We start from the raw sequence: 26,001 nt of genomic DNA on the forward strand, positions 1-26,001 counted from the left end.
AGGGCGGGCAGAAGTCTCCAATCCATGTTACTTATAGTCTTTTCACAGAAAACTTTTTTAAAGTTTTTTTAGCAATTAATCGATCATCAAAGTCGTATCTAATTCCATTTATTTCTTGATAATTCTCATGGCCTTTCCCCGCAATTAAAACTACGTCTTCACAATTTGCCATCTCAATTGCTTTTTCAATCGCTTGCTTTCTATCTACGAATAAATCATATTGATCTTTGGACTTTCCTGCACTAATAACACCAGGTTCAATATCTTTTAATATTTCTAAACCATTTTCAGTTCTTGGATTATCAGATGTAATCAAACAATAATCACTATATTTACCAACGATCTCTCCCATCATAGGGCGTTTTGTTCGATCTCTATCTCCTCCACAGCCAAATACACATATTACTTTCCTTTTCGCAAATTGTTTAATCGTTGTTAATACGTTCTCCAAGCTGTCAGGGGTATGAGAATAATCCACTATCACTGAAAAATCCTGTCCTTCTGAAACCTTTTCAAAGCGACCATTTATACCCTCTACAGCCTCTAAAGAGGATTTTATTTCTTGTAAGTTCAGTCCTTCAGCTAAAGCTGCAGCAATGGCAGCCAATACATTATAAACACTAAATTTCCCAATTAGATTTAAACGAAAATTAGCATTGCCAGCGTACGACTCTAATCTGAATGAAGTACCTTCTGAGAAGGTTTTCACATCTTTCGCACGAACATCCGCTTCTTGATCAATTCCATATGTAATTACATGTGCTGCGGTCACTTTTTCAAAATAAACACTGGATGGATCATCTGCATTTAATATCGCTGTTTTCCTTTTCTCAGGATCTTCATTATAAATATTTCCTAACCTTGAAAAAAGAAGTGATTTAGCTTCTCTATACTGTTCCATTGTCATATGAAAATCCAAATGATCCTGTGTGAGATTCGTAAAAATAGCTGTTTTAAAATCACAACCCTTTACTCGTCCTAACTCTAAACCATGACTGGAAGCTTCCATCACGCAATATTGAGCCCCCGATTCCACCATTCGACTAAGACTTCGCTGTAGTTCCAATACATCCTGGGTTGTGTTTTTAACCTCATGGGATCGATTTCCAATTTTCATTTCAATCGTTCCCATCAACCCTGTTTGAAAACCACGGTCCTGTAAGATTTTTTCTAATAAATATGTAGTCGTAGTTTTCCCATTGGTACCTGTGACACCAATTAGTTTTAATTTTTGACTGGGATAATTAAAAAAGTGGTTTGAAAATATGGCTAATGCAAATCGAGAGTTTTTTACAATAATTTGAGGAGCTTCTACATCTAATTCATAATTAGTGACAAGAGCAGCTGCACCCTGTTTTATCGCTTGGGAGGCATAGTGATGTCCATCCATCTGAAAACCAATAATGCAAATGAATAAATCTCCAGGTTTCACTAACCTTGAATCCACTTCAATCCCTTGTATGCTTTTATTAGAATCTCCTACTATACGACTACCTGGTATGAGCTGTAACAATTCATAAAGTTTCAAAAAATTCTTCCTCCTTATTAAGGATGGTTGTACCGATTTTATATATAAGAACAACAAAATCATATTCAATGTTCATATGTATCTTTTTCAAACAAATAATTATTACTATATAATATGTTAATAAATTTTTAGAAATATAAACTGTCTTTTCAGAGAGGATCAATTTACAAATACAGGACTTAATTCTTTGCTGCTCGACAAGTAAGTTTCATACCACAAAGCAAAGACATATATCGTCCAAATTTTTCTGGAATAATCCCCATTCCCATTTCTATGTTCTCTTAACATTTTTTCTACATACTCTAAATTGATGTAAGGTTCGATGTCACTAGATAATATTTGTTCTAAAATGATATCTCCTTGTTTATGCTTAAGCCAATCTCTTAAAGGTACAGGAAACCCTAATTTAGGTCTATTCGTGATGAAATTTGGTATAATCCCTTCCATCGCTTTTCTCAGTACATACTTAGTTGTTCCTTCTGATATTCTATAGTTCACAGGAATTTGACGAGTTAGTTCAAATAACTCTTTATCTAGAAAAGGGACTCTTAGTTCTAACGAATGAGCCATTGTCATTTTATCGGCTTTCATTAAAATATCACCAGGCATCCATAAATTCAAATCAATATATTGCATCCTTGAAACTGGATCTAGGTGTTTTGTTTTTTGATAAAATCGGTTTGCTATTTGTAATGAATTTTCTAATAAATGTAGACTCTCTTCACCTATATTTAGGATATCTCCTTTTAAATCCTCACTGAAGATTTTTGCATTTCCAATAAAACGTTGCTCTAATGGTGTCGTAGCTCTTAATAAATAATTTTTACCCTTCATTCCCTTAGGTAACATTTGAAATATACGGTTAAGCAAGCTTTTCATGGGTAGCCACGATAGTGCTTGTAATGCTTGAGGTTCTCTATAAATTCGATACCCTCCAAAAAGCTCATCAGCCCCTTCACCTGATAAGACAACTTTAACATGCTCTTTAGCTAGTTTAGCTACATGATACAATGCTACGGCGGAAGGATCCGCAACAGGCTCATCTTGATTCCAAATAGCTTTAGGAACACTTTCAAAAAAATCTTCCATAGATATCATTTTAGAATAATGATCTGTACCTAAATAATCTGCAGTTTGTTGAGCAATTAAAGTTTCGTTATTAGGACCTTCAAATCCAACGGAGAAAGTTTTTATCGGTTCAACAGATTTCATATAGGCTGCAATAGCGGTAGAATCAATTCCACTTGATAAAAAACACCCTCGATGAACATCACTTTGCATGTGATGAATAACTGAATCCTTCATACGCTCACGTGTTTCTTCAATAAATTCCTCAAGAGGACGTTGTTTTGGTTCAAAAGAAGGGTCCCAATATTTTTTCAGTAGTATTTTTCCATTCGAACTCACTTTAATGGTATGTGCCGGGGGTAGTTTAAAAATACCTTTGAACATTGTTTTGGGTTCAGGAACATATTGAAATGTTAAATATTGAAATAAAGCTTCATGATCAACAGATCCTTCAAATCCGTCTACTGTTAAAATACTTTTTATTTCTGATCCAAAGATGAACTGTTGTTCATTCCTATAATAATAGAAAGGTTTAATACCAAAATGATCTCGTGCACCAAACAACAATTGTTTATTACGATCCCAAATGACAAAGGCAAACATTCCTCTTAAATAATGAACACATCCCTCACCGTATTCTTCATATAAATGTACAATTACTTCGGTATCTGTGTTTGTTTTGAATTGATGCCCTCTTTCTTTAAGATCTTTTCGCAGTTGCTTATAGTTATAGATTTCTCCATTAAAAATGATCCAAACAGATTCGTCCTCATTACTCAAAGGCTGATGTCCTTCTTTCAGATCAATGATAGATAATCTGCGAAAAGCTAACCCTACAGCATTGTCACTCCAATAACCACAATCATCTGGACCTCTATGAATCATTACATTTGCCATTTTGTTCAACATATCATGGGAAGGTTCTCTATCATCAAAATATAATAAACCAGCAATTCCACACATACTTTTGGTTTCCTTTCACTATTATCAATTTCATATGCTTAAACCATCATTATTAACTCCTTTGTTTCATTGAACCTAAATGAATCACAAAACCTGCTATTGGTAAGTGGTACTCACAATCATATTATTTCCACTAAAAAGAAAGAAATAACATAATTTCAAAATGTTTTAGGTATATTCTATTTTAAACCATGTCTAATGATGACTATATGTTCTGGACCCCGAAAAAGTAATCGGAATAAGCTATAAAAGCTTAACTTTTTTGGGTATCTTATAAAAAAAGACACTGCCATAACAGCAGTGCCTTAAGCTTAAATCTTTTTTTTATTTCTAATCCGAGAATAACTAACCTCTCCTATCCTAATCTAAACACAATCCCATGCCCACCTTTAGGATACTCCCATTTGATGTTCTCATGTGGGCAGCCGATACGGCAGCTTCCACATTCATGACACCCCTCATACCCTACATGCATCCGAATATCTTCCCACTTGTACACTTCTGCTGGACAAAATATGGTACAAAGCTTATCTGGGCATTTTTCTATACAAACATCATGACTCAAAACATGCAAATGTGATTCTGTATCTGCCTTGAATCGAATGAGATATTGCTTTTCTTCTATCGTTTGCGCATTTTTCTTTTCTTCCATTTTTATTTCATCACCTTCCATGCACGGTACAGGTCCTTCACAACTGTAAATGTGCCTTTTTCTTTGGTAAATGTTTTTATAGCTTCCTTTTGTTTATCTCTTTTTGAAGTGCCGTCAACGGTTAAAAAGCTGCTTGCGGCACGATTAATCATTGGAATATAATCTTTAAAATATTGTGGCTGCTCTTCAAAGGTGTGATTTGCATCCTTATACTTTTTCAAATCTTGACCGATAAAGCTATCAAGTATGGCTGTTTTATAACTGGATAAAGTCTCTTCTGAATAATCTCCTTTTTCTTTGGCTGCAATGATAGTTTCAGCTGCTAATGTTCCTGAAGCCATTGCCATATTGGAGCCTTCACGATGAATCCCATTCACCATCTGTGCAGCATCTCCAACTAATAGTACACCGTTTCCATACAATTTCGGCATGGAGTAAAATCCACCCTCTGGAATCAGATGAGCTAAATATTCTGCTGACTCCGCTCCCTCAATAAAAGGTCTCACCATGGGATGATTTTTCACATATTCTATTAATTCATAAGGTTTCATTTTCGCTTTAATCATACTTGATAGAGTAGTTCCTACCCCAAGATTCAAGCTTTCTTTATTTGTATATATAAAAGCCGTTCCCAAATTCCCTTTCGTTGCGTCTCCAAATAGTTCGATCGTAACCCCTTGATTATCCGTAACATTAAATCGATCATTAATGACGTTTTTCGGTAAATTCAAAACTTCCATTACGGTAAGTGCAACTTCTTCGGGTTTAAGTTCGTTATGATAGCCTAATTTTTTCGCTAATAGCGAGTTGACACCATCTGCAAGCACAACCACATCTGCATAAACATCCCCATCTGGACGATCCGTTCTTACCCCCACTACTTTTCCGTCTTCTACTATGCATTCCAACACTACAGTTTCATTTATTAATAAGGAACCTGCTTCAACTGCTTTATTTGCAAACCACTGATCAAATTTGGCTCTTAAAATCGTATAGTTATTGCAGGGTTCTTTCTCCCAATCGTTATTTTTCACACTAGTCGTGACCATGGAGTTCTTATCCAACATCCAAGCTCTTTGCTCAACAATCGCTCTTTCTACAGGTGCATCCTTCCAAAATTCTGGAATGACTGCTTCCATTTGTTTGCGATAAAGCACACCACCCATTACATTTTTCGAACCAGGGTATTCTCCACGTTCAATTTGTAAAACCTTTAACCCTGCTTTCGCACATTTATAAGCACATGAAGTACCAGAAGGTCCAGCTCCTACCACAATCACATCAAATTTTTCAGGCATGTTTCAGTTCACCATCCTCTTGTTTTAATGCTGCTCTAAATTCTTCAATTAGAATCGGTAAAATTTCTAGTGCATCTCCAATAACTGAATAAGTAGAAGCGTCAAATATTGCTGCATCTGGATCTTTATTAATAGCAATAATGAGCTCTGAATTTTTCATTCCAACAACATGCTGTACGGCTCCAGATATCCCAATGGCAAAATAAATTTTCGGTGTAACTGTAATGCCCGTCTGACCAATCTGATGGTCGTGTCCGACCCAACCTGCTTCAACAACATCGCGGCTCGCGCCAACACTGCCACCTAAAACTTCTGCTAATTCATGAATTAACGTAAAACCTTTTTCGTCTCCAAGTCCTTTCCCACCTGCAACGATAATGTCCGCTTCATCCAGCTTCAACTTTTTCTTTGTATCCTTCACAATTTCCAATACTTTTGTACGCAAGCTTTCTTCTTTCACATTCAAAGAATCTTCAATAATTTTTCCTTTACGTCCCATTTCAGGTTGAAGGGCTTTCATTACTTTGGGTCTGACGGTTGCCATTTGTGGTCTATGTTTTTTACATAAAATCGTAGCCATAATATTCCCACCGAAAGCTGGTCGACTCGCTTCTAACAATCTCGTTTCCACTTCTACATCCAGCATCGTTGTATCTGCTGTTAAACCCGTACACAAATCTGTTGCAACGGCACTAGCTAAATCCTTCCCATTAGGCGTAGCTCCAAACAGAAAAATTTCAGGCTGGTATTTCTCTGCATAATAATTGACACCCTTCATAAAAGATTCGGTGCGATAGTTTTTTAAGATGGGATCATCCATCACATACACTTCATCTGCTCCATATTCAAATATGGTTGGAATTAAATGTTTGACTTTATCTCCTAACAAAACACCAGATAAAGGAACATCAAGTTTCTCTGCAAGCTTACGTCCTGCCCCCAGCAATTCTAAGGAGACGTTTACAATCTGTCCTTCCTTTTGTTCCATATATACCCATACACCTCTGTTGTTTTCCATCAAGCTCCACCCCTCTTTTTCTCAAAAAGTTCCGGTTTTTCAAGTAACAAAGATACGATTTCCCGCGATTGCTGTTCCGCATTTCCTTCTATTTTTTTTCCGCCTTCTAGTTTTGGAGGGGCAAACATTTTGGCAACAATCGTTGGTGATCCTTTTAAACCAAGCTGTTTTTTATCTACATCGTTTAAATCATCCACTTTCCAAATGGTTGGTTCATAACGTGCTGCTCTGATCATATTCGGTAATGGGGAATAGGAAACTGGATTGATATCTTTCTCCACTGTTAATAAACAAGGCATACTGGATTCAATCATCTCGTAACCATCTTCTAATTTACGTTTTACGATTACTTTTCTTGCTTTTTCATCCACTTCTTTAATTTCAATCACATTTGTAATTGGGGGAATATCCAATCTTCTAGCAATTCCTGGTCCAACTTGACCCGTATCCCCATCAATGGTTTGTTTTCCGCAAATGATAATATCTACTGGTTTTTCTTCCAGCATTTTTTCAAACGCTTTATAAAGTGCGTAACTTGTTGCTAATGTATCTGCCCCAGCGAAAAAACGATCTGAGATAAGATAACCTTCATCTGCTCCAATCTCTACACATTTTCTAATCATCTTTACAGCATTAGGCGGCCCCATCGATACTACAGAAACGGAACCCCCATACTTTTCTTTTAATCGAACACCTGCTTCAACGGCATGAGAGTCAAAAGGATTGAGAATTGCGGGTATTCCTCTTCTGTCTAACGTATTTGTTTTTGGATTTACTTTAATGATTCGAGTGTCAGGTACTTGTTTTACGCAAACTACGATATGCATGTCTAGTATCTTCCCCCTTGTAAAATGAAATATATATCAATCACAAATTTGTGATTGTATTCACATAGTTAGATCTGCAATGGTCTCCACCTTTACTGGTTATCATAAGCATTGATTAGGTGGGTTTATGGATTGACTAGTATTGAATTTACCGATACAAAATAGCCTTTACACGAAAAGTAAAATACATGGATGTAATAAAACATTTATTAAGAGCATGAAACGTCTATAAATTTAGGCTGTGAGTATATATTACTTACATTGTCAAAACAAGACGTACTTGTATCGAAGTTCACTACAAGAAAGTAGTGAAACAATCACTCCTTATTTATATGAAAACATTGCAGGGTTACAGAATATATTATGAGTCAGTTACATTTTGTAAGTGTTTACATAAATGAAGTAATTTGAAAAATTGTTAATTAGATCAGTTGAATTATGTTGAATTTATATAGTGGTTAAATTAGATTTCTTGTTGTGAGTGGCTGTTTAAAACATTTCTGCGGAATTCTTGTGTGTATAGTTATGTTTATGTTTAAGTACATAGCTATTTACGCAATTCATTGGTGGGATTTAATGTCGTTGATTGTGAAAGTTATTATTTTCACATATTATTATATCATAATTATTTGAATATTTTGAGAAAAATTTTATTGCCATTTTAAAATCGGTCTAATGCCTAATTAAAGGTTTAAAAATATGATTGATAAAAGGGAATGATGACATTAAGCTTATGTAATTTAAAGGTATTTGAATATCTCAAGTACCTTTAATTTTACTTTACTAAAAGATTTCTGTAGATACATGTTTAAAACGTACGTGATTATTTATTTAAGTGGTTATTGTTTTAAAATCAATCCAAATTCGTGATCACATCAGTAATTTGACAAATTGATATTGCGGTCATAGTTGGACTACCAGGAGTATCTTGAACAACAACAATCCCTTCCCCAATATCTGTAATAAAATTACCATTAACAAAACCATTTAAAAAATCAATATTCACAGGTTCATTTCTATCTATTTCATTTAACCTCCTATTTGTTGGATCTTCACAGCAACTACATACCCCAGTACTTTTCTTGTTTGGTTTTAAATTTAGTGGAACATCTGACAGAAATCGAACTGCCGAGACATTGCAAATTGGATAGAAAAACATGTCTCCACTCGATTCACCAGTAAGGATAAAGTCTTCAACATTGTTTATAGTTATTCCTCTTGAGACAGTGGTTGTAAAAATTTCAACTGATTCGTCCCTTAGTTGATCTAATACACACTGCATCGGACATACACAGCAATCACAGATACTTTCATCAAAAACACCCATTTTATGTTACCTCCTTTCTGTAGAATTTATCGATATTAAATAGGGGTTGCTGGACCTATTTCATTTATTTGACATATAGAGATCGCTTGTAAATTACCACTAAACGCATCAAAAATAATAACGATTCCTTCTCCAACCTCTACAATCGTAGCTTGATTTAAAAGGCCATCTAAATAAGAAATACTGAACATCTCACTTCTACTAAGTCGATTTAATAGTTTATTGGCAGGGTCTTCACAGCAGGTGCATTCTCCTTTGAGGTTATCCTTGCTCGGTGTTAACTGAAGTTGAAGAGAAGGTGAAAATTCAACTGCAGATACATTACAAATTGGAAAATACACATCAATTATTACTCCACCTTCAAAACTTTGAGTACCAAACAAGATAAAATCCTTTATATCTGTAATGGTTACATCATCAGACCTATTTGTAGTTGTAATTATGGAAACCGTTTGATCGGTTTGTTCCATGATTTTCTTCAAGACACGCTGCATCGGACATACACAACATTCGCATTTACTTTCATCAAAAACACCCATAATGATACCTCCTTTCTCATAGTTATAATAAATAATTAAAATGGGCTAGGTGTATTGATTTTATTTAAATAACAAATGGAAATTGCCTCTAGAAATCCTCCACTTTCAACAAGGACGATTCCCTCTCCTATATCTCTAATGAATCCACTAGTACTGCCATTTAAAAATGTAAATTCTAACTCTTGGCTTCTGCTTAAAGTATTTAGCAGTCTATTTGTAGGATCCTCACAGCAGCTGCATTCTCCTTTAACATTAGTTCTGCTAGGTTTTAATTCGATTTGTAGGGAAATAGGAATTGAAAATACCGCAGATACATTACAGATTGGGATCGAATAATTTTGATTTGCCCCATCAGTAGCAAATACGGTAAAATCATCTACATTGTTAATCGTAAGTTCATTTCCTTCTCTAGTCGTAATTATTCCAACGAATTGACCAATTAACTGTTCTAATACACACTGCATCGGACATACGCAACAATCACAAATTGTTTTGTCAAACTGTCCCATTATTTCAACCTCCTATCTACATAAGTTTTGATATTATATTCAATTTAATAAAGTTAGATTGGACTGTTGTTCTGTATAAGTAAAAAATTCCGCATCTGTGTAGAAATAAAAAGTGTGTTCCAGCTATTACTGAAACACACTTCCATTTTGTGGATGCAATCTTAATTTTATAGTTCAACAGGACATCTACCTACAGCTTGCTGCTTTCCAATTAATACATCTGCTAAAGCCTCAATCATCATGGGACGATTCTCATAACAAGCTAGATATGTTCTTACCTCTGGATAAACTTGTATATCGTAGGGGGTTCTAGTAGCTGCTGCAATAAATTTTATGTTCTCTTTTTCACACTTTTCGTACAATATCTTAACTAGCTCCGCTTGTTTTGGAGATGATTTAGCATCATAAGTAGCCATTACGATTTGTTTAAAACTAGTGCCCATCTCTAATATTTGATGCATCGCGGCTTTGGTAGGAGCTGATTCTATTTTATATTCAACTAAGTTTGACATCTTTTGTTTTAAAACGGTTCCCAAGGTAATTACCTCATTTACAACATCATCAACTGGACTTGTCATTGTTTCCTCAGACCATATGATTAGTGTTTTCTGACTCAAATCCAAAGGAAGCTGATTCGTACCATCTTTTAACAATGTGACACATTTTTTTGTGATTTCATTTGCTGTTTTTAAATTGGTTTCTGATCTTAACTTGGATTGAACATCACTAAAATTTAGATCGTATTGAGATCCTTTTCGCTCCTGTTTTAACCTTAAAATTCTTTCAACAGATTGGTGAATGCGTTTTTCTGAAATCCTCCCTGTTTGAACTGCATTGAATATAGCTTCAAATGCTTCTACCTGTCTTTCATATAAATGACTAACTAATAATAGGTCAACTCCCGCTTCAATTGCTAAAACAGCACCTTCAGCTATACCGAATTCTTCTAAAATGGCATTCATCTCCAAACAATCCGAAACCACAACACCATTAAACCCCAGTTCTTTCCTCAACAAATCTGTTATCACACTTTTAGAAAGAGTAGATGGTTTATGCTCTGACTCTATAGCAGGAAACAAAATATGAGCTGTCATAACGGCATCTACACCATTAGCTATGGCTTGTTTAAACGGAACTAATTCAACTTCATTCAAGCGATTTAAATCGTGGGAGATAACGGGTAAAGATAAATGTGAATCTACATTTGTATCTCCATGCCCTGGGAAATGTTTTACTACAGCTGAAACATTCGCTGCCTGATAGCCTTCTACCATAGCAGAACCCATATCCCCAACAAATGTAGCATTATCACCAAAAGAACGGACACCTATCACTGGATTAGCTGGATTGTTATTCACATCTAAACATGGGGCCAAATTCATGTTAATGCCCATTAAGCGTAGCTCTTCTCCTGAAATTTTTGCAGCTTGGTATGCTAAATTCGGATCATGTGCTGCACCTAACGCCATATTTCCTGGAAACAAGGTCACTCCTTGATTTATTCGATTTACCATTCCACCTTCTTGATCGATGCTAATAAACAATGGAGATTCACCATTCTTTTTAGCTATCTCCTGTAAAGAAACAGACAACTGATGCACTTGTTCAATTGTTGATACATTCCTGCGAAAATAGATCACCCCACCAATATGATAATTTTTAATTAATTGTTCTATCTCCTTTGTTGCTTGAAATCCATCGAATCCACACATCAACATCTGTCCTATTTTTTGTTTCAAAGTCATATTTCGAATATTCATTTCTTCCCTCCATTCTTGTTGAAACTTCTTCTATCTTGAATTCAATCCATCCTTAACTTCACTAAATTTCAATCTATACTCAGAAGGTGACAACCCTTCATATTTCTGAAACACTTTCGTAAAATATCTCCGTTCCGCATATCCAATCATTTTACCAATCTTAGTAATACTATTTTCTGTCATGATTAATAATGATTTAGCTAAATCCAATCTTTGCTTCGTCACATATTCTACAAAAGTCATATGAAAATGCTGTTTGAATAAAAGGCTGAAGTAACTAGGACTAATTTTTAAATAATCAGACAATTCATCAATACTTAGATCGGACGAAATATGATGTTGAATATAATCACCTGCTGAAATCATCAAGACATCACTGCTTTTTTTACTGCTAATTTTATCCAAACAAAAATAAACTAAATCATTTATGGCTTGTAACAGATCATTTACTGAACTGCTGTGTTTTAGCATATTCCAAAACCTTTGTTCTTCTTCAGCGTCAATAATACCAAGCTCGTTCATTTCTCGAATGAAGTGCAAAATCATAAAATGTAAAACCTGCTGTGCGGTTTGATATGAATGTTCCGTTATCCTATTAATCTCTTTAATTAAATGATCTAAACCTGCTTCTACTTTATTTCGATCTGATTGTTTTAACCCCGTAATTAATTCCTTTACAACATTCCACATGGAAAAATGTGAGGTGGAATTTGCTGAAGCCTCTTTTGGAGCATAAGCTTTATTTGAACTTAATACGATGATCGCTTGTAATTTTTGATATGTGTCTGAAAGTAATGTCATCGTGATCGGTTTTTCCCAATGGACAGTATTGATTTTAAATTTTAAATATTTTAGAACCGTTTCTTCAAGGTGTTCCATCATTTCATTTATGTTATTTTTATGAAATGTATTAGAATCCCTCTCTAATATGACACACCATTCACCATCACGAGTTTGCAGTACGGTAGACCGATCTACAAAATAAACCAATTTTTCGTGTAATACATTTTTTACTGCGAAGTTCCATAGTTTCTTTTCGTTCTGACTCCATTCCATTGATTTTTTAAAATACTCCTCAATATGGATTAATATTAAATAGAACTGCTTGGATTGCAACTCATTTTTATCCTCATTTAAATTTAATGTATAAGTTTGAGCTGATGAATAGTTCATAATGACATCGTAGAATACTTTTTCATAAGCTAAATCTGCAATGCTGTCCATCTTCTTCTGAGTCATTTTAGACTGCTTTTGATGTTTAATTTGTTTGGTTAAACGATAAATCGTATCTTCCAGCTTTAAATAATCAATTGGCTTCAAAATATATTCTCTTACTCTGTATTCAATCGCCTTTTGAGCATAGCTAAACTCTTGAAATCCAGTTAATAATATAATTTCACATGTATCATTTTGCCCTCTAAGTTGATTAATGAACGTTAATCCATCCATCACTGGCATTTTGATATCACACAAAATAAGATCTACTTCTCCATGCTGAGTGACAATATCTAACGCCTCTTGCCCATTTACTGCCGTTTCAACAGTCATGTACCCCATCTCTTTCCAAGGAAGAACCGCCTGTAAGTTTTTCACAATATGAATTTCATCGTCAACGATCAACGATTTTAAGTTCATGCCATCACATCCTTATCCAGAGGTATAACACACTTTATCGTTGTTCCATGTTCATCACTGCAAATGAAAACCCCGTACATCATTCCATAGTGAATTCGTAACCGCTCAGCTACATTTTTGATACCTAAACCGTTTGTAATATCATGAGAAAGTTGATCTTTTATTAAATCCTGTCCATATTGGAACTTTTCTAAAATTTTATTTGGAATCCCTTTTCCATTATCCTCAATATAAATGGCAATGCGATCCCCTTCTTTTTTCCCAATAATCCGTATCTTTCCTTTATGCTGTGCTGATTCAAATGCATGCTGTATGCTATTTTCTACAAAGGGCTGCAAAGTTAACTTCAAAATACTCGATTTTAGAATCTCTTCTTGGATGTCAAATTCATAATCAAAATGATCAATAAAGCGGAACTTTTGAATTTCCAAATAACTTCTGACATGTTCAATTTCCTGTTTCATATGAATTTCTTCTTGTTCATGAAAACTGATTCTTAAAATATTTCCTAATCTTTGCACCATTTGACTTACTTTTTCACCTTCATTCTGAATCGCCAATACATTAATGGATTCTAAAGTATTAAATAAAAAATGAGGTTTGATCTGAGCCTGCATCAACATCAATTCAGCTTTGTTTTTTCTATCTTGCTCCTGTTTCACTTCTTCAATTAAGGATCGAATTCTTTGAATTAAGTGATTGAATCCCCTAGCTAAAACGGTTCTTTCATCATTTCCCTTCTCTGAAACCATCACATTTAAGTGTCCTTTTTCTGCTCGACGCATTGCTTTCACAATCTGAATAATAGACTGAACAATTCCTCTAACAAAAAACAAATTAAACAACAATGCGCTGATAATACAAAATGATGTAATGAGTGCAATCCACTTTAAAATGGAATTTGTTTCTTCTGTTAAAAACGCCCAAGAAGTCACGGATACTAAGTGCCAATCTCCACCAATCATTTCTTCAATCCGAAGTTGATAGCTGGAAACAATGCTCTCTTCACCATCAAAGTCGCTTTTATAGCTCGTAAATCTTTCATTTAAAGATAACTCTGTTGATAACAGATCAAAAATATTACGACCTTCATATAAATTCTTCTGATCGAAAAAAATAGTTCCTTGATCATTCACCAGCAAAAAATGCTGCCCAGGAATTTGACCATTCTGTTCATATGATTTAAATATATTCATTAATTCTCGAAGCTCAACTTGCAGCATAATCATGCCAAGGTCTTCTAGTGTATAAAAATCCTTTACTACACGCACATGAGTATATAAATTTTGAGCAGCTGAAAATGTCTCATTTTCATATGGGGTGACCCAAATAGGTCTACCTGTATATCCAAACATTTTTTCATATACTTCAGAGTTAACCAGTCTTTCAAAAGGGATGGAATATAAATTTTCATTCTTTGCTGATGTTACAATCTCATCATTGAAATTATATAATGTTGCCACCTGTACATTTGGATGTGTCAGCAAACTTTGCAATATCGTTTTCTCTGCTTTTATTTTGCTTAATTCAGTAGTAACTGGCTCTTTAAATAGAGTCTGTATATCATTGCTCACAATCCAAGAGTCCGAAAAATTGTTGATGTCCTGTACAATGTAACGTATGTTCTGAGAAACTGCATTTAAAGTCAATTTCGTTTGTTCACTATATTTCTCCTCTATAAATTGAAGCGCAATATAGTAACCTGTCAAACCTACTAAAAACAATGGAATAATAATGAATCCAAAAAAAGCAATTAATATTTTCTGACTTAATTTCAAATTCATCCTATCCTTTCACGCTGCCTGCAGTTACCCCCTCAATGATCTTTTCTTGTAAAACACTGTAGATGATGAGTACAGGTACAACACTAAACATAATCCCTGCGGACAACTGAGCGTAATTAGTATTAAAAGCATCTCTGAACCCTACCATACCAACAGGTAATGTTCTTAAATGTTCACTCGATAGATAGAAATTTGCCATGACAAATTCATTCCAATTCCCAAGAAAGTTTAGAATGAATACCGTGACGAGCGGCGGGATAGAGATCGGTAAAATGATTTTTATAAATAATCCAAATGCACCTAACCCATCTATCATGGCTGCATCTTCTAATTCACTTGGAATCGCACGCATAAAAGCACAAATAATATAAATAGATACAGGCAATGCAAAGGTAGCATAAGGGAGAATAAGAGCAAGATGTGTATTATATAGATGAAAATCCGTGATTAACTTATACAATGGTACGAGCAACGAACCTGTAGGAATTACAAGACCTAATAAAATAAACGTATAGAAAAATTTGCTGAGTTTGATAAATTTCATTCTTGTTAGTGCATAGGATGTTGCGGCGCCAAATCCTAATGTGACTAGAGATGCAACAACAGAAATATAAAAACTATTAAAAAAATAAGTACCAATTTTAGCATTGTTCCAAGCCATCACATAGTTGTCAAAATGGAAGGTTGACGGAAACCCCCAAGGGTTAGTTACAATTTCAATATTATTTTCTTTTAAAGAGGAAAATAATACGAACACAAAAGGAATTAATATCACTAGTATATACGACATTAATATCATATGAGAGAATATTTTTTTCATTTAGTATTCAATCCTCTCTTTATTTTTTGTGATCCATTGAAATATTCCGGTGATTAGGAGTGTAAAAATAAAAATAAGTACAGCGATCGCATTCCCATAACCATATTGATACTCTCGAAATGCTTCTTTAATCATGTAAGTTGCCATAACATCCGTCGTTCCAAACGGTCCACCTTCTGTCATCACCCAAACAATATCTAAAGCTTTCATAGCTCCTGCAATGGACAATAACATCACCACAATAATAATAGGGTTAATTAAAGGAATAATAATTTGAGTTGATTTTTTCCAAGTTGTAGCACCATCAATCTCTGCTTGTTCTAGTAGATCTTTTGGTATTCCTAAAATAGCTGCTAAAATCAACACAATATAAAACCCTGTCCATTGCCAAGCATTTGTGATTAATATGGAGATCATCGCCGTGTTTTTATCAGACAACCAATATATCTTTTCAACTCCAAAAAGAGCTAAAAATTGATTTAACAAACCTGAATCAGGTTCATAGATAAATCCCCATAGTATGCCTATGACAGCTGTTGATAAAATGGAAGGAATGAATACCGCGGTTTTATAAAAAGCTTTGAACCTTTTTACTTGGCTAATTAATAAAGCAAGGAACAAAATGATTGGAAGCTGTATGACAATCGAAAAATAGATGAAATATACATTATTTAACAACGAAAACCAGAAATCTGAATCGCTGAATGCTTCCTTGAAATTTTCTAATCCATTAAAAATGTGTGGATTTAAACCATCCCAATCTGTAAAACCATAATAAAAGGCTTGAATGACAGGCACCCCCATAAATAAACAGTAAAGCAATATTGTAGGGAGTAAAAATAAAATGTATACCAGGGGGTTTTTTAAAGTTTTGTTCATCAGAGTCCACTCCAATTCTAAATTAACCCTATCATGTGATAGAAATTAAGCCACCTTCTGAAGAAAATGGAGGAAGGTGGCCATATATTTTGAAGGTTACTGTTGTATTCCAAAATTCAAACTTATCTTATATCTATCGTTTACTGCTCCTGATTCGCTTTTTCTTGAATTTGCTGTACTTCCTCTAACATTTCTAATGGATCTACATCGTCACCAAGAATTCGTTGTATTCCTTCTCCAAGTATTGTATTTACTTCTGCTTGAACCACTCCATCAATTGCAGGGAAAGCACCTCCAGCAGAATTCATCACTTCAATGATTTCTGACATTAATGGATCTACTCCTGATAAATTTGAAACTTTCATAGATGGAATTACATTATCTTCAATAAGGCCACGTTTTTGCATCTCTTCGTTATACATGCTTTGAATAAATTGTTTCACAGCTGTTAATTTGTTTTCATCGTCTGCAATGGATGATGAAAAACCGTATCCGTTTGAGAAACCTGCATTTACTGCTGTTTGATCTCCCACACCATTTGGCACACCTGGCATACCGAAGTAACCAACATCTCCAAGCATATCACCCGCTTGTTCAGGATCTGTAAATACAGAGCTGGTCCAACTGCCATCAAACATCATTACTGCCTCTCCAGTAATTAACTGATTGCGCTGTTCCCCATAATCTAAACCTAACGAACCTTGTTTAAAGTAATCTTTCGCTACGAAATCCTGCAATACTTCAAAGGCATTAACGATCTCTGGATCTGTCCATTTGTGAGTCCCATCAATTAAACCTTGAATGGAGTCAGGTCCTGCTGAATGACCAACTAGCGTATTCATTGTCATCATAGGAACCCATGCACCTTGTGCAGCCATCGCAAATGGTACATAACCCGCTTCTTTAGATTTGGTGGCTATATTTTCTAATTCAGCCCATGTAGTTGGGGGTTCGACGCTCAATTCCTCGAAGATGGGTTTACTATAAAAATATCCTTCTGTAAAACCTCCAATTGGTAGACCGTAAATCTCTCCATCAACCGTAAATTCACCTAGCTCAATAAATTGATCCGTTAACCCAAGTTCGTCTAATATACTATTTAATGGAAGCAATCGATCTGCTTTGGCATATCTAATCGTATCCGTACCTCCGAACAAATCAAAAATATCTGGTTGATTTCCTGCAGCCATTTCAGCTGGCAGTTTATCAAATCGATTCACTTCATGATCAACCGCTTCTAATTCAAATGTAACATGCTCCAACTTACTTTCTGCATCCGCTACCGCATCTTCCAATAGTACAAGACGACTCTGTTTGCCTTCACCAATTTGGGTATGACGTAAAGTGAGTGTAACAGGTTCTTGTTTATCTGCTTCATCAAGGATGACAGGCTCATCTTTTGTTTTATCTTCTGCTGTATCTGTTGGCGTGTCCTCAGTGCTTGTCTCACTATCTGTACCACATCCAGATAATACGATGGAGCTAACAAACGTTAACATCAAAACTATAAGCAATAATTTTTTCATTTATAGACCCTCCTCAAGAGATTGATTAAACAATTTGTTTCTTGTAATTATTATAGGGAGAAAACGTTATTTAAAGGGAGGTCTAAATAAAAAGATAAGGGGATAAAATTCTCTAATCATGAACAGTCCTCTGTTTCACAAGTGTTATGAAAATCTATATCAACTTTTTTTGATTTTTTATTGACAATAGCAAAGGAACTATTAATAAAACATGAGATCCCACTTCCAATAGAAGATGAATTACCTTTAGGAGGGGAAATTGTATCACAGTACTTAGCCCCATTAAGTAGCTTACCAGAGTTTAAACCACATATTCATTTAAATAGTAAAGTCATTTCTATTGGTAGAAAAGGTTTAGATAAAGTGAAAACATTTGGTCGAGAGGATATTCCATTTGTCATTCATGTTCAAGAAGGCAATGCATTTCATATGTATGAAACAAAAGCAGTGATAGATGCTACAGGTACATGGCAAAACCCAAATCCAATCGGATCTGGAGGCATTGATGCAGAAGGAGAACAAGAAGCTAAAAATCAAATTTATTATGGTATCCCTGATGTGCTCGGCAAAAATCGCAAACGGTACGAAGGAAAAACCACATTAGTTGTGGGTGGAGGTCATTCAGCCATCAATGCTCTATTAGAGCTTGCTGAGCTACAAAAACAAAACGAAAACACAAAATTAGTTTGGGCTCTTAGAAAAAATACGCTTAGTGAAGCTTATGGAGGAAAAGAAAATGATGCACTTCCTGCCCGTGGTAAACTAGGATCACGCATTCAAGAGCTAGTTCAAACTGGAAAAGTCATAGTACACACACCATTGTATATTCACTCCATTCAAAGAGACTCAAACCATAAATTAAGTGTTTTAGGTGTAAAAGATGATGAAAATCATATGATTTCTGGAATAGATGAAATCATTTCAAATACAGGTTCAAGACCTAACTTTAATATGCTTAAAGAGATAAGGCATGCAAGTGATCCTTCTTTAGAATCTGTACCTGAATTAGCTGAACTGATTGATCCAAATATTCATAGCTGTGGAACAGTTAGACCTCATGGAGAGAAGGAGTTAAGACAACCTGAAAAAAACTTTTATATCATTGGAGCAAAAAGTTATGGTAGGGCACCTACTTTTTTATTAGCAACTGGATATGAACAGGCTCGCTCTGTTGTTGCTTATTTAACAGGAGATATTGAAAGTTCGGAGCAAGTGCAATTAAGATTACCTGAAACTGGAGTATGCAGTATTTCTAATGTAAACAAAAAAGAAGCTACAGATAATGCAAGTTGCGATTCTGAGCAATTAGAAGGAAAAACAACTGTGGGATGTTGTTAAAACAAACATTAAAGTAATTTTCTTAATCTAGCAAACTTTATATATTGAGGAAGAAAAATGTAGAGACAGAGGCAAATGAAGAAACAATGTTCATTTGTTCTTTGTCTCATTTTTATTCATAAGCTTTTTCGATTACCTATGTATATACATACCTATTTTTTACGACAATTTCATATTTATAATATCTTTTTTTCTCACCTCTCTATCAAATTGATGCTAAAATGTGTTATAAATATTCATCACACAATAGATTTCATTTCTATCTCCATGGTATTATTACCCATATATAAAACTCTTTTTAATAAAGGTGATATAAATGCCATGGCCAATGACACATTTTTCAGTTGCTTTTCAATATCTAGAACATCCAGATCCAGCATTTCTTCTTGGCAGCATCGCCCCCGATGCTGTATTAGTGCGTGATAACGATATTAAGGGAAAAGTTAAATCTCATTTAGGGAAAAATCCGAATATAGAGGATTATTTTAATTTCATTCGTATTAACAAAGGAGATGAAATAATAGATCAACAATATTCTCAATTTCTTTTAGGATATATTGCTCATATATTCGTAGATTTAAAATGGGCTGAGCTAAAACTTAAAATATCAAATCACGATGTATCACTGAAAGATCGATTATGGCAAGAAGAAAATCAAATGGATTTCCACCTATATCGTACAGTAGAATGGAAAAATCAATTAGTAAAAGATATTAAAAACTCTCCCCTATTGCAGTTAGATGGATTATATGAAATAAATGAATTAGAAAAATGGAGACACAAGATTTTTGAATGGCTAGAAAATCCAAATCATGAGCCTAAAATTCAAAATGAATACATAACAATGGATAGAGTTGACAGCTTTGTTAAACAATCAACTGAAGATCTGAAGGAATTGTTTCATGAATTACAAGTAGATTTAGATTTTAATATGTAATCTCTAACTATTGACGTTACCAGTATAAAGTTCCACTTAACCTAGTTAGTATTTTAAGAATAATGATAACAATGATAAAAATACATAGACAAATAAATAGAAAGTCACTATTTGAACTCTGTCTCATGTCAGAGTCATTTCTCTTTTTATGATAGATATGACTGATTATGTATAACAACAAACCTCCAACTACAATGGAAGTAAGCCACTTTATAAAACTTACATCATTAACAAACAATTGTATTGAAGCAAACAAAACAAAAACTAAATATATACTGGACAACAAAACATATATTACTCGATAAGCCACAGCAACCATCCCCATATTTTTGGAATTGGAACATTTAGACTAACCCTTGTAAATATATATTTAATGTTTCATAAAATATGATAAAGTGTGTATTTTTTATTATTCTAAAATATAAAATAATCTTCACTTTTTTGGAGTGTATAAAATAAATAATCCATAATCAATTCCATTCATTTTTTCTCATCACGTCCTTATCTACTTTTTTATCACATTCTATATACTGTAAATCATTGTTCTCACCTGCTTAAGTCATCTACTATTGCTAAAAAACTTACTTTCCATATATTATAAATATAATCTTTGGAATAAGTGAACTTATGGAAAATTCAACGTTTAAGAAGATAAAAGAATAACAACTTTTATTTAATATCGGAGGATAACAAATCAATGAAACCACCAAAACATATTATTTCAGCAGCAACCATCGTAATAAATGAACATAAAGAAATTTTATTAATAAAGGGTCCTCGTAGAGGGTGGGAAATGCCAGGTGGACAAGTTGAAGAAGGAGAGTCCTTGGAAGATGCAGCAATCAGGGAAACAAAAGAAGAGTCTGGTATAGATATTGAAGTCACCAAATTTTGTGGCATATTTCAAAATGTAAATGGTTCTATATGTAACACATTATTCTTAGCTAAACCAATTGGAGGAGAACCGACAACAAGTTCGGAGAGTATTGAAGTAGGTTTTTTCCCTATCGAAAAAGCCTTAGAAATGGTAACATGGAAAAATTTTAGACAAAGAATTGAATATTGTTTAACTGAAGATCTCCACCCTTTTTACATTACATTTTGATTCATAATAATTAATTCAAAGGATGATGAACCCCTTTAATACTCACTTTATAGTGTCACAATAAATTAGTAAAAAGCTGTCTACCTTTATTAATGGTAGACAGCTTTTTATTATCTAATCTATATTAAGGTTTGTTGCTGCTATGATTTCTTGTTCAATTTTCAAATCATCTACTCCCGCTTCAACAAGACTTCCACCACTCGCATCTGCTGCTTCGAACTGAATCTGAATGGTTTGGCCTGCATAAGGAGATAAATCTAATGTTTGATAAGACCAACTTGCATCTTGGTCCACTCCTGCTCCTAGTTCTTCAAACAGAGTATCCCCAGAACCATTTTCTAGGATTACACTTACTGAGAAATAATCTGCATTAGTGGCATTTGAATAGTGGCTGAAATAACTATAGAAGGATAAAGATAAATTTCCGTCTGCTGGTAATGTTATTTCAGGTGAACGAATGGTTGTATTTCCATTGTCTATATCATTGGCTCCGACTGAGCTTCCTGCACTTGCTCCTGTCACTAATCCAAAACTTCCACTAGTTGTCGTTCCTAACTGTTTTGGTCCACTATAATCAGTAGATTGAGGGTTAGCGCGTTCCCAATTTCCAGTAGTGGCAGAATCACTTCCGTTAGGGTCTGATGTCCACCCTTTATTAGATTCAAAATCATCTTCAAAAATAATCTCTGTATTGCCTCCTCCCCCATCATCTCCGCAATATTGCCCAGCCTTTCCAATCACATCATATGGGCAATCTGCTTTATCTGTTAAGTATAATACAGCATCTTTATTACGAGCTGTTTCTGCTGCGATAACCTCATCTGGAGGGTAAAACCCTGGATTAGATGATACTGGGTACATTTCAAATGTAAATGAAAAGATATTGTGTTCTCCAAATGTCCAATCTGTCATGTCTCCGTCCGTAATATATAAATCACTAGACTGTTGAGGAGTATATCCGTTTGTATTTGCCATAGCATTAGCCATCGTAACCATAACATCATGTTCATCTTGTGTCATGTCACTAGGCACATCTGTATACGTATAACCATAAGGATACAAAATTAATTCGCCATAGGTATGGAAACTGACCGCAGTTGAAATCTGCTGCTCACCATTCACGACCCTGCTATCCACGAAATTTCGGAATGCATTCGTTTCAGGGGCTGAGAAAGGACTACTTCCTCTGTATGTATCACTATACGTGTTCCCGCTGGAACCTCCACAGCATCCCCAATTGTAGCCATAATTTCGATTTAAATCTGTACCAACATAACTGGAACCATTATTCGTTTGACGGTTTTTACGCCACATATCGTAGGTATCATTCCTTATATCATATTCGCCTCCATCAGGATTTAAATTAAATACGATATAAATTTCTCTATTATCAACTAACTCTGTAATTTGAGCATCTGTACCATAATTGTCTGTGAATAAGTCCAATAAATACAATGTCATTTCTACTGTTAAGTGCTCACGAGCATGATGAAGACCAACATATAACACTTCAGGTTCATCTTCATCTTGCATAGGGTTATCACTAATTTTAACAGCCCAAAGCTCTCTGTTTTCGAATGATTGACCTACACTAAATTTTTCGACTATATTTGGATGGTCTAGAGCTGCTTGATCAATAACCTGCGCCATCTCATCATAATTGTGAAAGTCAGCATCAGAAATTGGAAAATCCAGTGCCTGCAATTGTTCACCAGTTTGTTCAGTTAACGGATAATCCAGCTTTTGCAATTCTTCCACTTCTAATGGATGAGCAATGACAACTACATAATCCTCTCCAATTTCTTCGATGATAACCCCTGTTCTTGCAATTTCAGTTCGATCTTCTTTTGTTGTAACATTATCAATTCTTAAAGTAGTTCTTTCCTCTTTTTCTTTCTTTTTTTCATCTTGTTTTGCATCTACAACTGAAAAGACGGGTGTAATGAGTGGAGTTGCTACTAGACATAACATAAGTATTCCTGTAAATAATAAACGTAAACCTTTAAATCTCCTCATTTTCATCCTCCTTCTAGTGATTTTCAAAACATCTTATTCCTTTACAAATATAAATATGTATAATTATGGAAATAAAACTAGAAATTTGGGACTTTAGTCTCTGAAAAAATAAAATTACAGCTTTCAATATGAAGGAAAAAATTTCTTGTAGCCATAGATCACTTTTAACACATGACTATGGATCTAATTTCTTATACTTGTGGTTAAACATTATTTTTCATTTAGGTGATTTAGTTAGACAGTTCATGGATGAACTGATCTCTGTATGACCATGCAAAAAAACCTCCAAAACCACTTTTCTAGTGATTTTGAAGGTTTCTTAATTGTAATTTGTTCTTATTGTCTAACTGTAACTGTAACCTGCCCAGGTTTTATTTCTAATTGACTTACAACTAAATCGATAATTGAAACAGCTTCACTAGTTTCTATCTTACTTGTTTGTACCTCTACCTTCCAACGATCATTCTCTTCCGTCACGACAGCTTCAGGATAAGTCTGCATTAATTGCTCCTCTATATAATCCACCTTAGTTCCTTTATCTTCCACAACTTGCAAGTCATCATAAGCTTTTGATACAACTTCAGCATTCTCAGCAGTATCAATGACTGCCATTAAATTTTCTATTTCTCTACCTATTTCTTCAGTTCGTTGTAATTTAGTAGCAGTATAATAATCAGCACCTAAATCTTGTTCTTGTAGTTGAATTAATATTTCTTCATCTGTTTTAGCTGTTGTTTCTTCATTTGTTTCCATAACCATTTCTTCAGAAGTCGTCGTTTCTTCTGAAACCACATTTTCACTTAACCACTCTAATGAATCTTCATCAGAAATAATACTAGAATCCATCGTAATGTCAGTTGACTCTCCTTCATTCATATCAGCTGTAATATCTCCTGCCAAATCCACTTCGTTAACATCCTCAGTAAATAAGTAATACCCTGACAACACCACCATAATACTTAACATAGATACTAGCCATATTGTTTGTCTTCTTGATCTCATTGTTTGACCTCCTAATAAATAATTAATATTATTTTTTTCTTCTATATAAAGTAACTTCCATCCATAGATTTTTTCCTCCCTATAGAAGGTTAGTTAAACGTTTCATTGTTTAATTTTGTTTTCTTGGCACAACCTGAATGCGATGAGCAGGAACTTCCAGCCCTTTTCGAACAGAATCCAAAATCATTTCCTTGACTGTTAAATTTTCTGCACCTTGTGCCACAACTAACACACCACGAATTGGGGGATTAATTTTCTTTTCAATAATAGGTGTCTCATTACCTGAGAGCACAACTTCACCGCTTCTAGATACATCTGTAATGTTTCTTGTCGCACCATTTGTATCTTTTTCAGTTGTAGTCTGTTGCGAATCCCTTCTATTTTCAACTACTACCATTTCCTCTGTTGAATCAATAGTAACCATTACATCAACATTTCCAACCCCTACTATTTTTTCTAAGATTTCTTTTAATTCCATCTCATAATGTTCTTCATATTCAGCGAATGGTGAATTTTGTTTATCTCCTCCCATTACGGGTTCACTTGTGATCTCTGGGGAGGCACGATCACTTTGAGAGTCTTCACCAATTGTATCTACGTTAATAAATGAATTCAGTATCATCAGCATCACGCCAACTAAACCTATGATAAGCAACCATCTAAAGGTTTGTATGCGTTTTTCTCCCCCTTTTCCACCTCCTACCCATTTTTCAATAAATCCTAGTAGCTTTCCCAAAGTTAACTCCACCTCCTTTATAACCCATGTTGGGATTCATATATCACATTTATTTGATCTGAAGAAATGTCCCACTGACTCACTAAAAAAGAAGTGACTTCTATTTCAAGTTGTTTCATTTCCTCAGTTGTTTCCCCTGCCTTATTAGACTGTTCATCAACATCATTTAAATCATTTTCACCCATATCATTTAATTGAATATCAATAACAACTGGTTGAACTTCCTCGATAGGTTGTATTTCAGATGCATCCAATGTGCTATTTGTTTCTGTTTGTGATTTTAGTATGATGGTCATCTCATTCACTTTAGGCTCATTGTTAGCTTCAATAGACAAATCTACATTTACACTTTGAACAGCTAACGACATTTGCTCTACTAATTGTGTATATACCATTTCTTCTATTTTTGTTTGGACAATTTGGTTTGTCTGCTGCTCATTTTTACCTTTTAACGTTTCTCCCTCTTCTACTATGTTTGACATGGGTTCATATCCATTGGTATTAATATCTTCAAGCTGAAACTCGTTGTTTAATTGCTCAAAATCCCATTCCACCTTCAAAAGTGAAACGACTGGGGATAAAATTGTCATAAGGATGAATAAGCTGATAACCACCTTTACATAACGCTGCATTTTATTACTTGGTAAAATTAAATCTACAAAGCTTGCAAGAAGAATGACTAGTATTATTTCTCTTAACCAACTGCTTAACCAGTGCAGCAATTTTATTCCCTT

22 protein-coding genes are annotated in these 26,001 nt (G+C 34.5%); 3 read left to right on the top strand and 19 right to left on the bottom strand.

Features of this window, described 5'->3' with window-relative positions; all coding sequences use genetic code 11:
• Positions 1 to 31: 31 nt before the first annotated feature.
• From Q5Y73_RS16180 to Q5Y73_RS16250, 15 genes are all read right to left on the bottom strand, one after another.
• A complete protein-coding gene (locus Q5Y73_RS16180; protein WP_305992961.1) occupies positions 32 to 1,528 on the bottom strand; it encodes a UDP-N-acetylmuramoyl-L-alanyl-D-glutamate--2,6-diaminopimelate ligase in 1,497 nt (498 codons plus the stop codon).
• Positions 1,529 to 1,687: 159 nt separating this feature from the next.
• Positions 1,688 to 3,559: an asparagine synthase (glutamine-hydrolyzing) gene (asnB, locus tag Q5Y73_RS16185; RefSeq protein ID WP_305992962.1), complete on the bottom strand. Its 1,872-nt coding sequence runs from the start codon at positions 3,557 to 3,559 to the stop codon at positions 1,688 to 1,690.
• A gap of 355 nt (positions 3,560 to 3,914) precedes the next feature.
• The gene (locus tag Q5Y73_RS16190; RefSeq protein WP_305992963.1) at positions 3,915 to 4,211 is read right to left on the bottom strand and encodes a ferredoxin family protein; all 297 of its coding nucleotides are present in this window, start codon (positions 4,209 to 4,211) and stop codon (positions 3,915 to 3,917) included.
• 2 nt (positions 4,212 to 4,213) lie between these two features.
• Positions 4,214 to 5,509: an FAD-dependent oxidoreductase gene (locus Q5Y73_RS16195; protein ID WP_305992964.1), complete on the bottom strand. Its 1,296-nt coding sequence runs from the start codon at positions 5,507 to 5,509 to the stop codon at positions 4,214 to 4,216.
• Positions 5,502 to 6,527, bottom strand: a complete 1,026-nt coding sequence (locus Q5Y73_RS16200; protein ID WP_305992965.1) for an electron transfer flavoprotein subunit alpha/FixB family protein — start codon at positions 6,525 to 6,527, stop codon at positions 5,502 to 5,504. Before Q5Y73_RS16200 ends, Q5Y73_RS16195 begins: the two co-directional genes overlap by 8 nt.
• The gene (locus Q5Y73_RS16205; RefSeq protein WP_305992966.1) at positions 6,527 to 7,354 is read right to left on the bottom strand and encodes an electron transfer flavoprotein subunit beta/FixA family protein; all 828 of its coding nucleotides are present in this window, start codon (positions 7,352 to 7,354) and stop codon (positions 6,527 to 6,529) included. The genes Q5Y73_RS16200 and Q5Y73_RS16205 overlap by 1 nt, the downstream gene beginning before the upstream one ends.
• An 853-nt stretch (positions 7,355 to 8,207) precedes the next feature.
• Positions 8,208 to 8,681, bottom strand: coding sequence for a hypothetical protein (locus Q5Y73_RS16210; RefSeq protein WP_305992967.1), 474 nt, complete (start codon positions 8,679 to 8,681; stop codon positions 8,208 to 8,210).
• Between the two features lie 35 nt (positions 8,682 to 8,716).
• Entirely contained in the window at positions 8,717 to 9,220 is a 504-nt protein-coding gene (locus Q5Y73_RS16215; protein WP_305992968.1) for a hypothetical protein, read from the bottom strand.
• Between the two features lie 35 nt (positions 9,221 to 9,255).
• Positions 9,256 to 9,729 (bottom strand): hypothetical protein, encoded by a 474-nt coding sequence (locus tag Q5Y73_RS16220; RefSeq protein WP_305992969.1) that lies wholly within the window; start codon positions 9,727 to 9,729, stop codon positions 9,256 to 9,258.
• A 167-nt stretch (positions 9,730 to 9,896) separates the two neighbouring features.
• Complete coding sequence (nagZ, locus tag Q5Y73_RS16225) at positions 9,897 to 11,489, bottom strand: beta-N-acetylhexosaminidase (RefSeq protein ID WP_305992970.1); 1,593 nt, start codon at positions 11,487 to 11,489, stop codon at positions 9,897 to 9,899.
• A gap of 30 nt (positions 11,490 to 11,519) precedes the next feature.
• Positions 11,520 to 13,124, bottom strand: a complete 1,605-nt coding sequence (locus Q5Y73_RS16230; protein WP_305992971.1) for a response regulator — start codon at positions 13,122 to 13,124, stop codon at positions 11,520 to 11,522.
• The gene (locus Q5Y73_RS16235) at positions 13,121 to 14,902 is read right to left on the bottom strand and encodes a cache domain-containing sensor histidine kinase (protein ID WP_305992972.1); all 1,782 of its coding nucleotides are present in this window, start codon (positions 14,900 to 14,902) and stop codon (positions 13,121 to 13,123) included. The genes Q5Y73_RS16230 and Q5Y73_RS16235 overlap by 4 nt, the downstream gene beginning before the upstream one ends.
• A gap of 7 nt (positions 14,903 to 14,909) precedes the next feature.
• A complete protein-coding gene (locus Q5Y73_RS16240) occupies positions 14,910 to 15,728 on the bottom strand; it encodes a carbohydrate ABC transporter permease (protein WP_305992973.1) in 819 nt (272 codons plus the stop codon).
• On the bottom strand, positions 15,729 to 16,607 hold the full coding sequence (locus Q5Y73_RS16245; RefSeq protein ID WP_305992974.1) for a carbohydrate ABC transporter permease: 879 nt from the start codon (positions 16,605 to 16,607) through the stop codon (positions 15,729 to 15,731).
• A 140-nt stretch (positions 16,608 to 16,747) separates the two neighbouring features.
• Entirely contained in the window at positions 16,748 to 18,133 is a 1,386-nt protein-coding gene (locus tag Q5Y73_RS16250; RefSeq protein WP_305992975.1) for an ABC transporter substrate-binding protein, read from the bottom strand.
• A 180-nt stretch (positions 18,134 to 18,313) separates the two neighbouring features.
• Between Q5Y73_RS16250 and Q5Y73_RS16255 the strand changes: the two genes are divergently transcribed.
• The 3 genes from Q5Y73_RS16255 (at position 18,314) to Q5Y73_RS16265 (ending at position 21,513) form a co-directional block, all read left to right on the top strand.
• Positions 18,314 to 19,471: an NAD(P)-binding domain-containing protein gene (locus Q5Y73_RS16255; RefSeq protein WP_305992976.1), complete on the top strand. Its 1,158-nt coding sequence runs from the start codon at positions 18,314 to 18,316 to the stop codon at positions 19,469 to 19,471.
• Between the two features lie 316 nt (positions 19,472 to 19,787).
• The gene (locus tag Q5Y73_RS16260) at positions 19,788 to 20,408 is read left to right on the top strand and encodes a hypothetical protein (RefSeq protein WP_305992977.1); all 621 of its coding nucleotides are present in this window, start codon (positions 19,788 to 19,790) and stop codon (positions 20,406 to 20,408) included.
• Between the two features lie 697 nt (positions 20,409 to 21,105).
• Positions 21,106 to 21,513 (top strand): NUDIX hydrolase, encoded by a 408-nt coding sequence (locus Q5Y73_RS16265; RefSeq protein ID WP_305992978.1) that lies wholly within the window; start codon positions 21,106 to 21,108, stop codon positions 21,511 to 21,513.
• A 114-nt stretch (positions 21,514 to 21,627) separates the two neighbouring features.
• Here the strand turns inward: Q5Y73_RS16265 and Q5Y73_RS16270 are convergent, their stop codons facing one another.
• From Q5Y73_RS16270 to spoIIIAF, 4 genes are all read right to left on the bottom strand, one after another.
• Positions 21,628 to 23,529 carry a M14 family metallopeptidase gene (locus tag Q5Y73_RS16270; RefSeq protein WP_305992979.1) on the bottom strand — a complete coding sequence of 634 codons (1,902 nt, stop codon included), beginning with the start codon at positions 23,527 to 23,529 and terminating at the stop codon, positions 21,628 to 21,630.
• A gap of 336 nt (positions 23,530 to 23,865) precedes the next feature.
• Positions 23,866 to 24,531, bottom strand: coding sequence for a SpoIIIAH-like family protein (locus tag Q5Y73_RS16275; protein WP_305992980.1), 666 nt, complete (start codon positions 24,529 to 24,531; stop codon positions 23,866 to 23,868).
• Between the two features lie 109 nt (positions 24,532 to 24,640).
• Positions 24,641 to 25,267, bottom strand: a complete 627-nt coding sequence (gene spoIIIAG, locus Q5Y73_RS16280; RefSeq protein ID WP_305992981.1) for a stage III sporulation protein AG — start codon at positions 25,265 to 25,267, stop codon at positions 24,641 to 24,643.
• 17 nt (positions 25,268 to 25,284) lie between these two features.
• Positions 25,285 to 25,989: a stage III sporulation protein AF gene (gene spoIIIAF, locus Q5Y73_RS16285; protein WP_305992982.1), complete on the bottom strand. Its 705-nt coding sequence runs from the start codon at positions 25,987 to 25,989 to the stop codon at positions 25,285 to 25,287.
• Positions 25,990 to 26,001 lie beyond the last annotated feature (12 nt).

Origin of the sequence: Chengkuizengella axinellae, from assembly GCF_030730905.1 — a bacterium.
GTDB classification, from domain to species: domain Bacteria; phylum Bacillota; class Bacilli; order Paenibacillales; family KCTC-33759; genus Chengkuizengella; species Chengkuizengella axinellae.

What these genes read in the sequence shown, in the direction of transcription:
- Q5Y73_RS16210 (WP_305992967.1), bottom strand. Translation starts at nt 8,681, where the DNA reads ATGGGTGTTTTTGATGAAAGTATCTGTGATTGCTGTGTATGTCCGATG.
- Q5Y73_RS16205 (WP_305992966.1), bottom strand. Translation starts at nt 7,354, where the DNA reads ATGCATATCGTAGTTTGCGTAAAACAAGTACCTGACACTCGAATCATT.
- Q5Y73_RS16270 (WP_305992979.1), bottom strand. Translation starts at nt 23,529, where the DNA reads ATGAGGAGATTTAAAGGTTTACGTTTATTATTTACAGGAATACTTATG.
- Q5Y73_RS16240 (WP_305992973.1), bottom strand. Translation starts at nt 15,728, where the DNA reads ATGAAAAAAATATTCTCTCATATGATATTAATGTCGTATATACTAGTG.
- asnB (WP_305992962.1), bottom strand. Translation starts at nt 3,559, where the DNA reads ATGTGTGGAATTGCTGGTTTATTATATTTTGATGATAGAGAACCTTCC.
- Q5Y73_RS16215 (WP_305992968.1), bottom strand. Translation starts at nt 9,220, where the DNA reads ATGGGTGTTTTTGATGAAAGTAAATGCGAATGTTGTGTATGTCCGATG.
- Q5Y73_RS16220 (WP_305992969.1), bottom strand. Translation starts at nt 9,729, where the DNA reads ATGGGACAGTTTGACAAAACAATTTGTGATTGTTGCGTATGTCCGATG.
- Q5Y73_RS16275 (WP_305992980.1), bottom strand. Translation starts at nt 24,531, where the DNA reads ATGAGATCAAGAAGACAAACAATATGGCTAGTATCTATGTTAAGTATT.
- Q5Y73_RS16245 (WP_305992974.1), bottom strand. Translation starts at nt 16,607, where the DNA reads ATGAACAAAACTTTAAAAAACCCCCTGGTATACATTTTATTTTTACTC.
- Q5Y73_RS16195 (WP_305992964.1), bottom strand. Translation starts at nt 5,509, where the DNA reads ATGCCTGAAAAATTTGATGTGATTGTGGTAGGAGCTGGACCTTCTGGT.
- Q5Y73_RS16230 (WP_305992971.1), bottom strand. Translation starts at nt 13,124, where the DNA reads ATGAACTTAAAATCGTTGATCGTTGACGATGAAATTCATATTGTGAAA.
- Q5Y73_RS16260 (WP_305992977.1), top strand. Translation starts at nt 19,788, where the DNA reads ATGCCATGGCCAATGACACATTTTTCAGTTGCTTTTCAATATCTAGAA.
- Q5Y73_RS16265 (WP_305992978.1), top strand. Translation starts at nt 21,106, where the DNA reads ATGAAACCACCAAAACATATTATTTCAGCAGCAACCATCGTAATAAAT.
- nagZ (WP_305992970.1), bottom strand. Translation starts at nt 11,489, where the DNA reads ATGAATATTCGAAATATGACTTTGAAACAAAAAATAGGACAGATGTTG.
- Q5Y73_RS16200 (WP_305992965.1), bottom strand. Translation starts at nt 6,527, where the DNA reads ATGGAAAACAACAGAGGTGTATGGGTATATATGGAACAAAAGGAAGGA.
- Q5Y73_RS16190 (WP_305992963.1), bottom strand. Translation starts at nt 4,211, where the DNA reads ATGGAAGAAAAGAAAAATGCGCAAACGATAGAAGAAAAGCAATATCTC.
- Q5Y73_RS16250 (WP_305992975.1), bottom strand. Translation starts at nt 18,133, where the DNA reads ATGAAAAAATTATTGCTTATAGTTTTGATGTTAACGTTTGTTAGCTCC.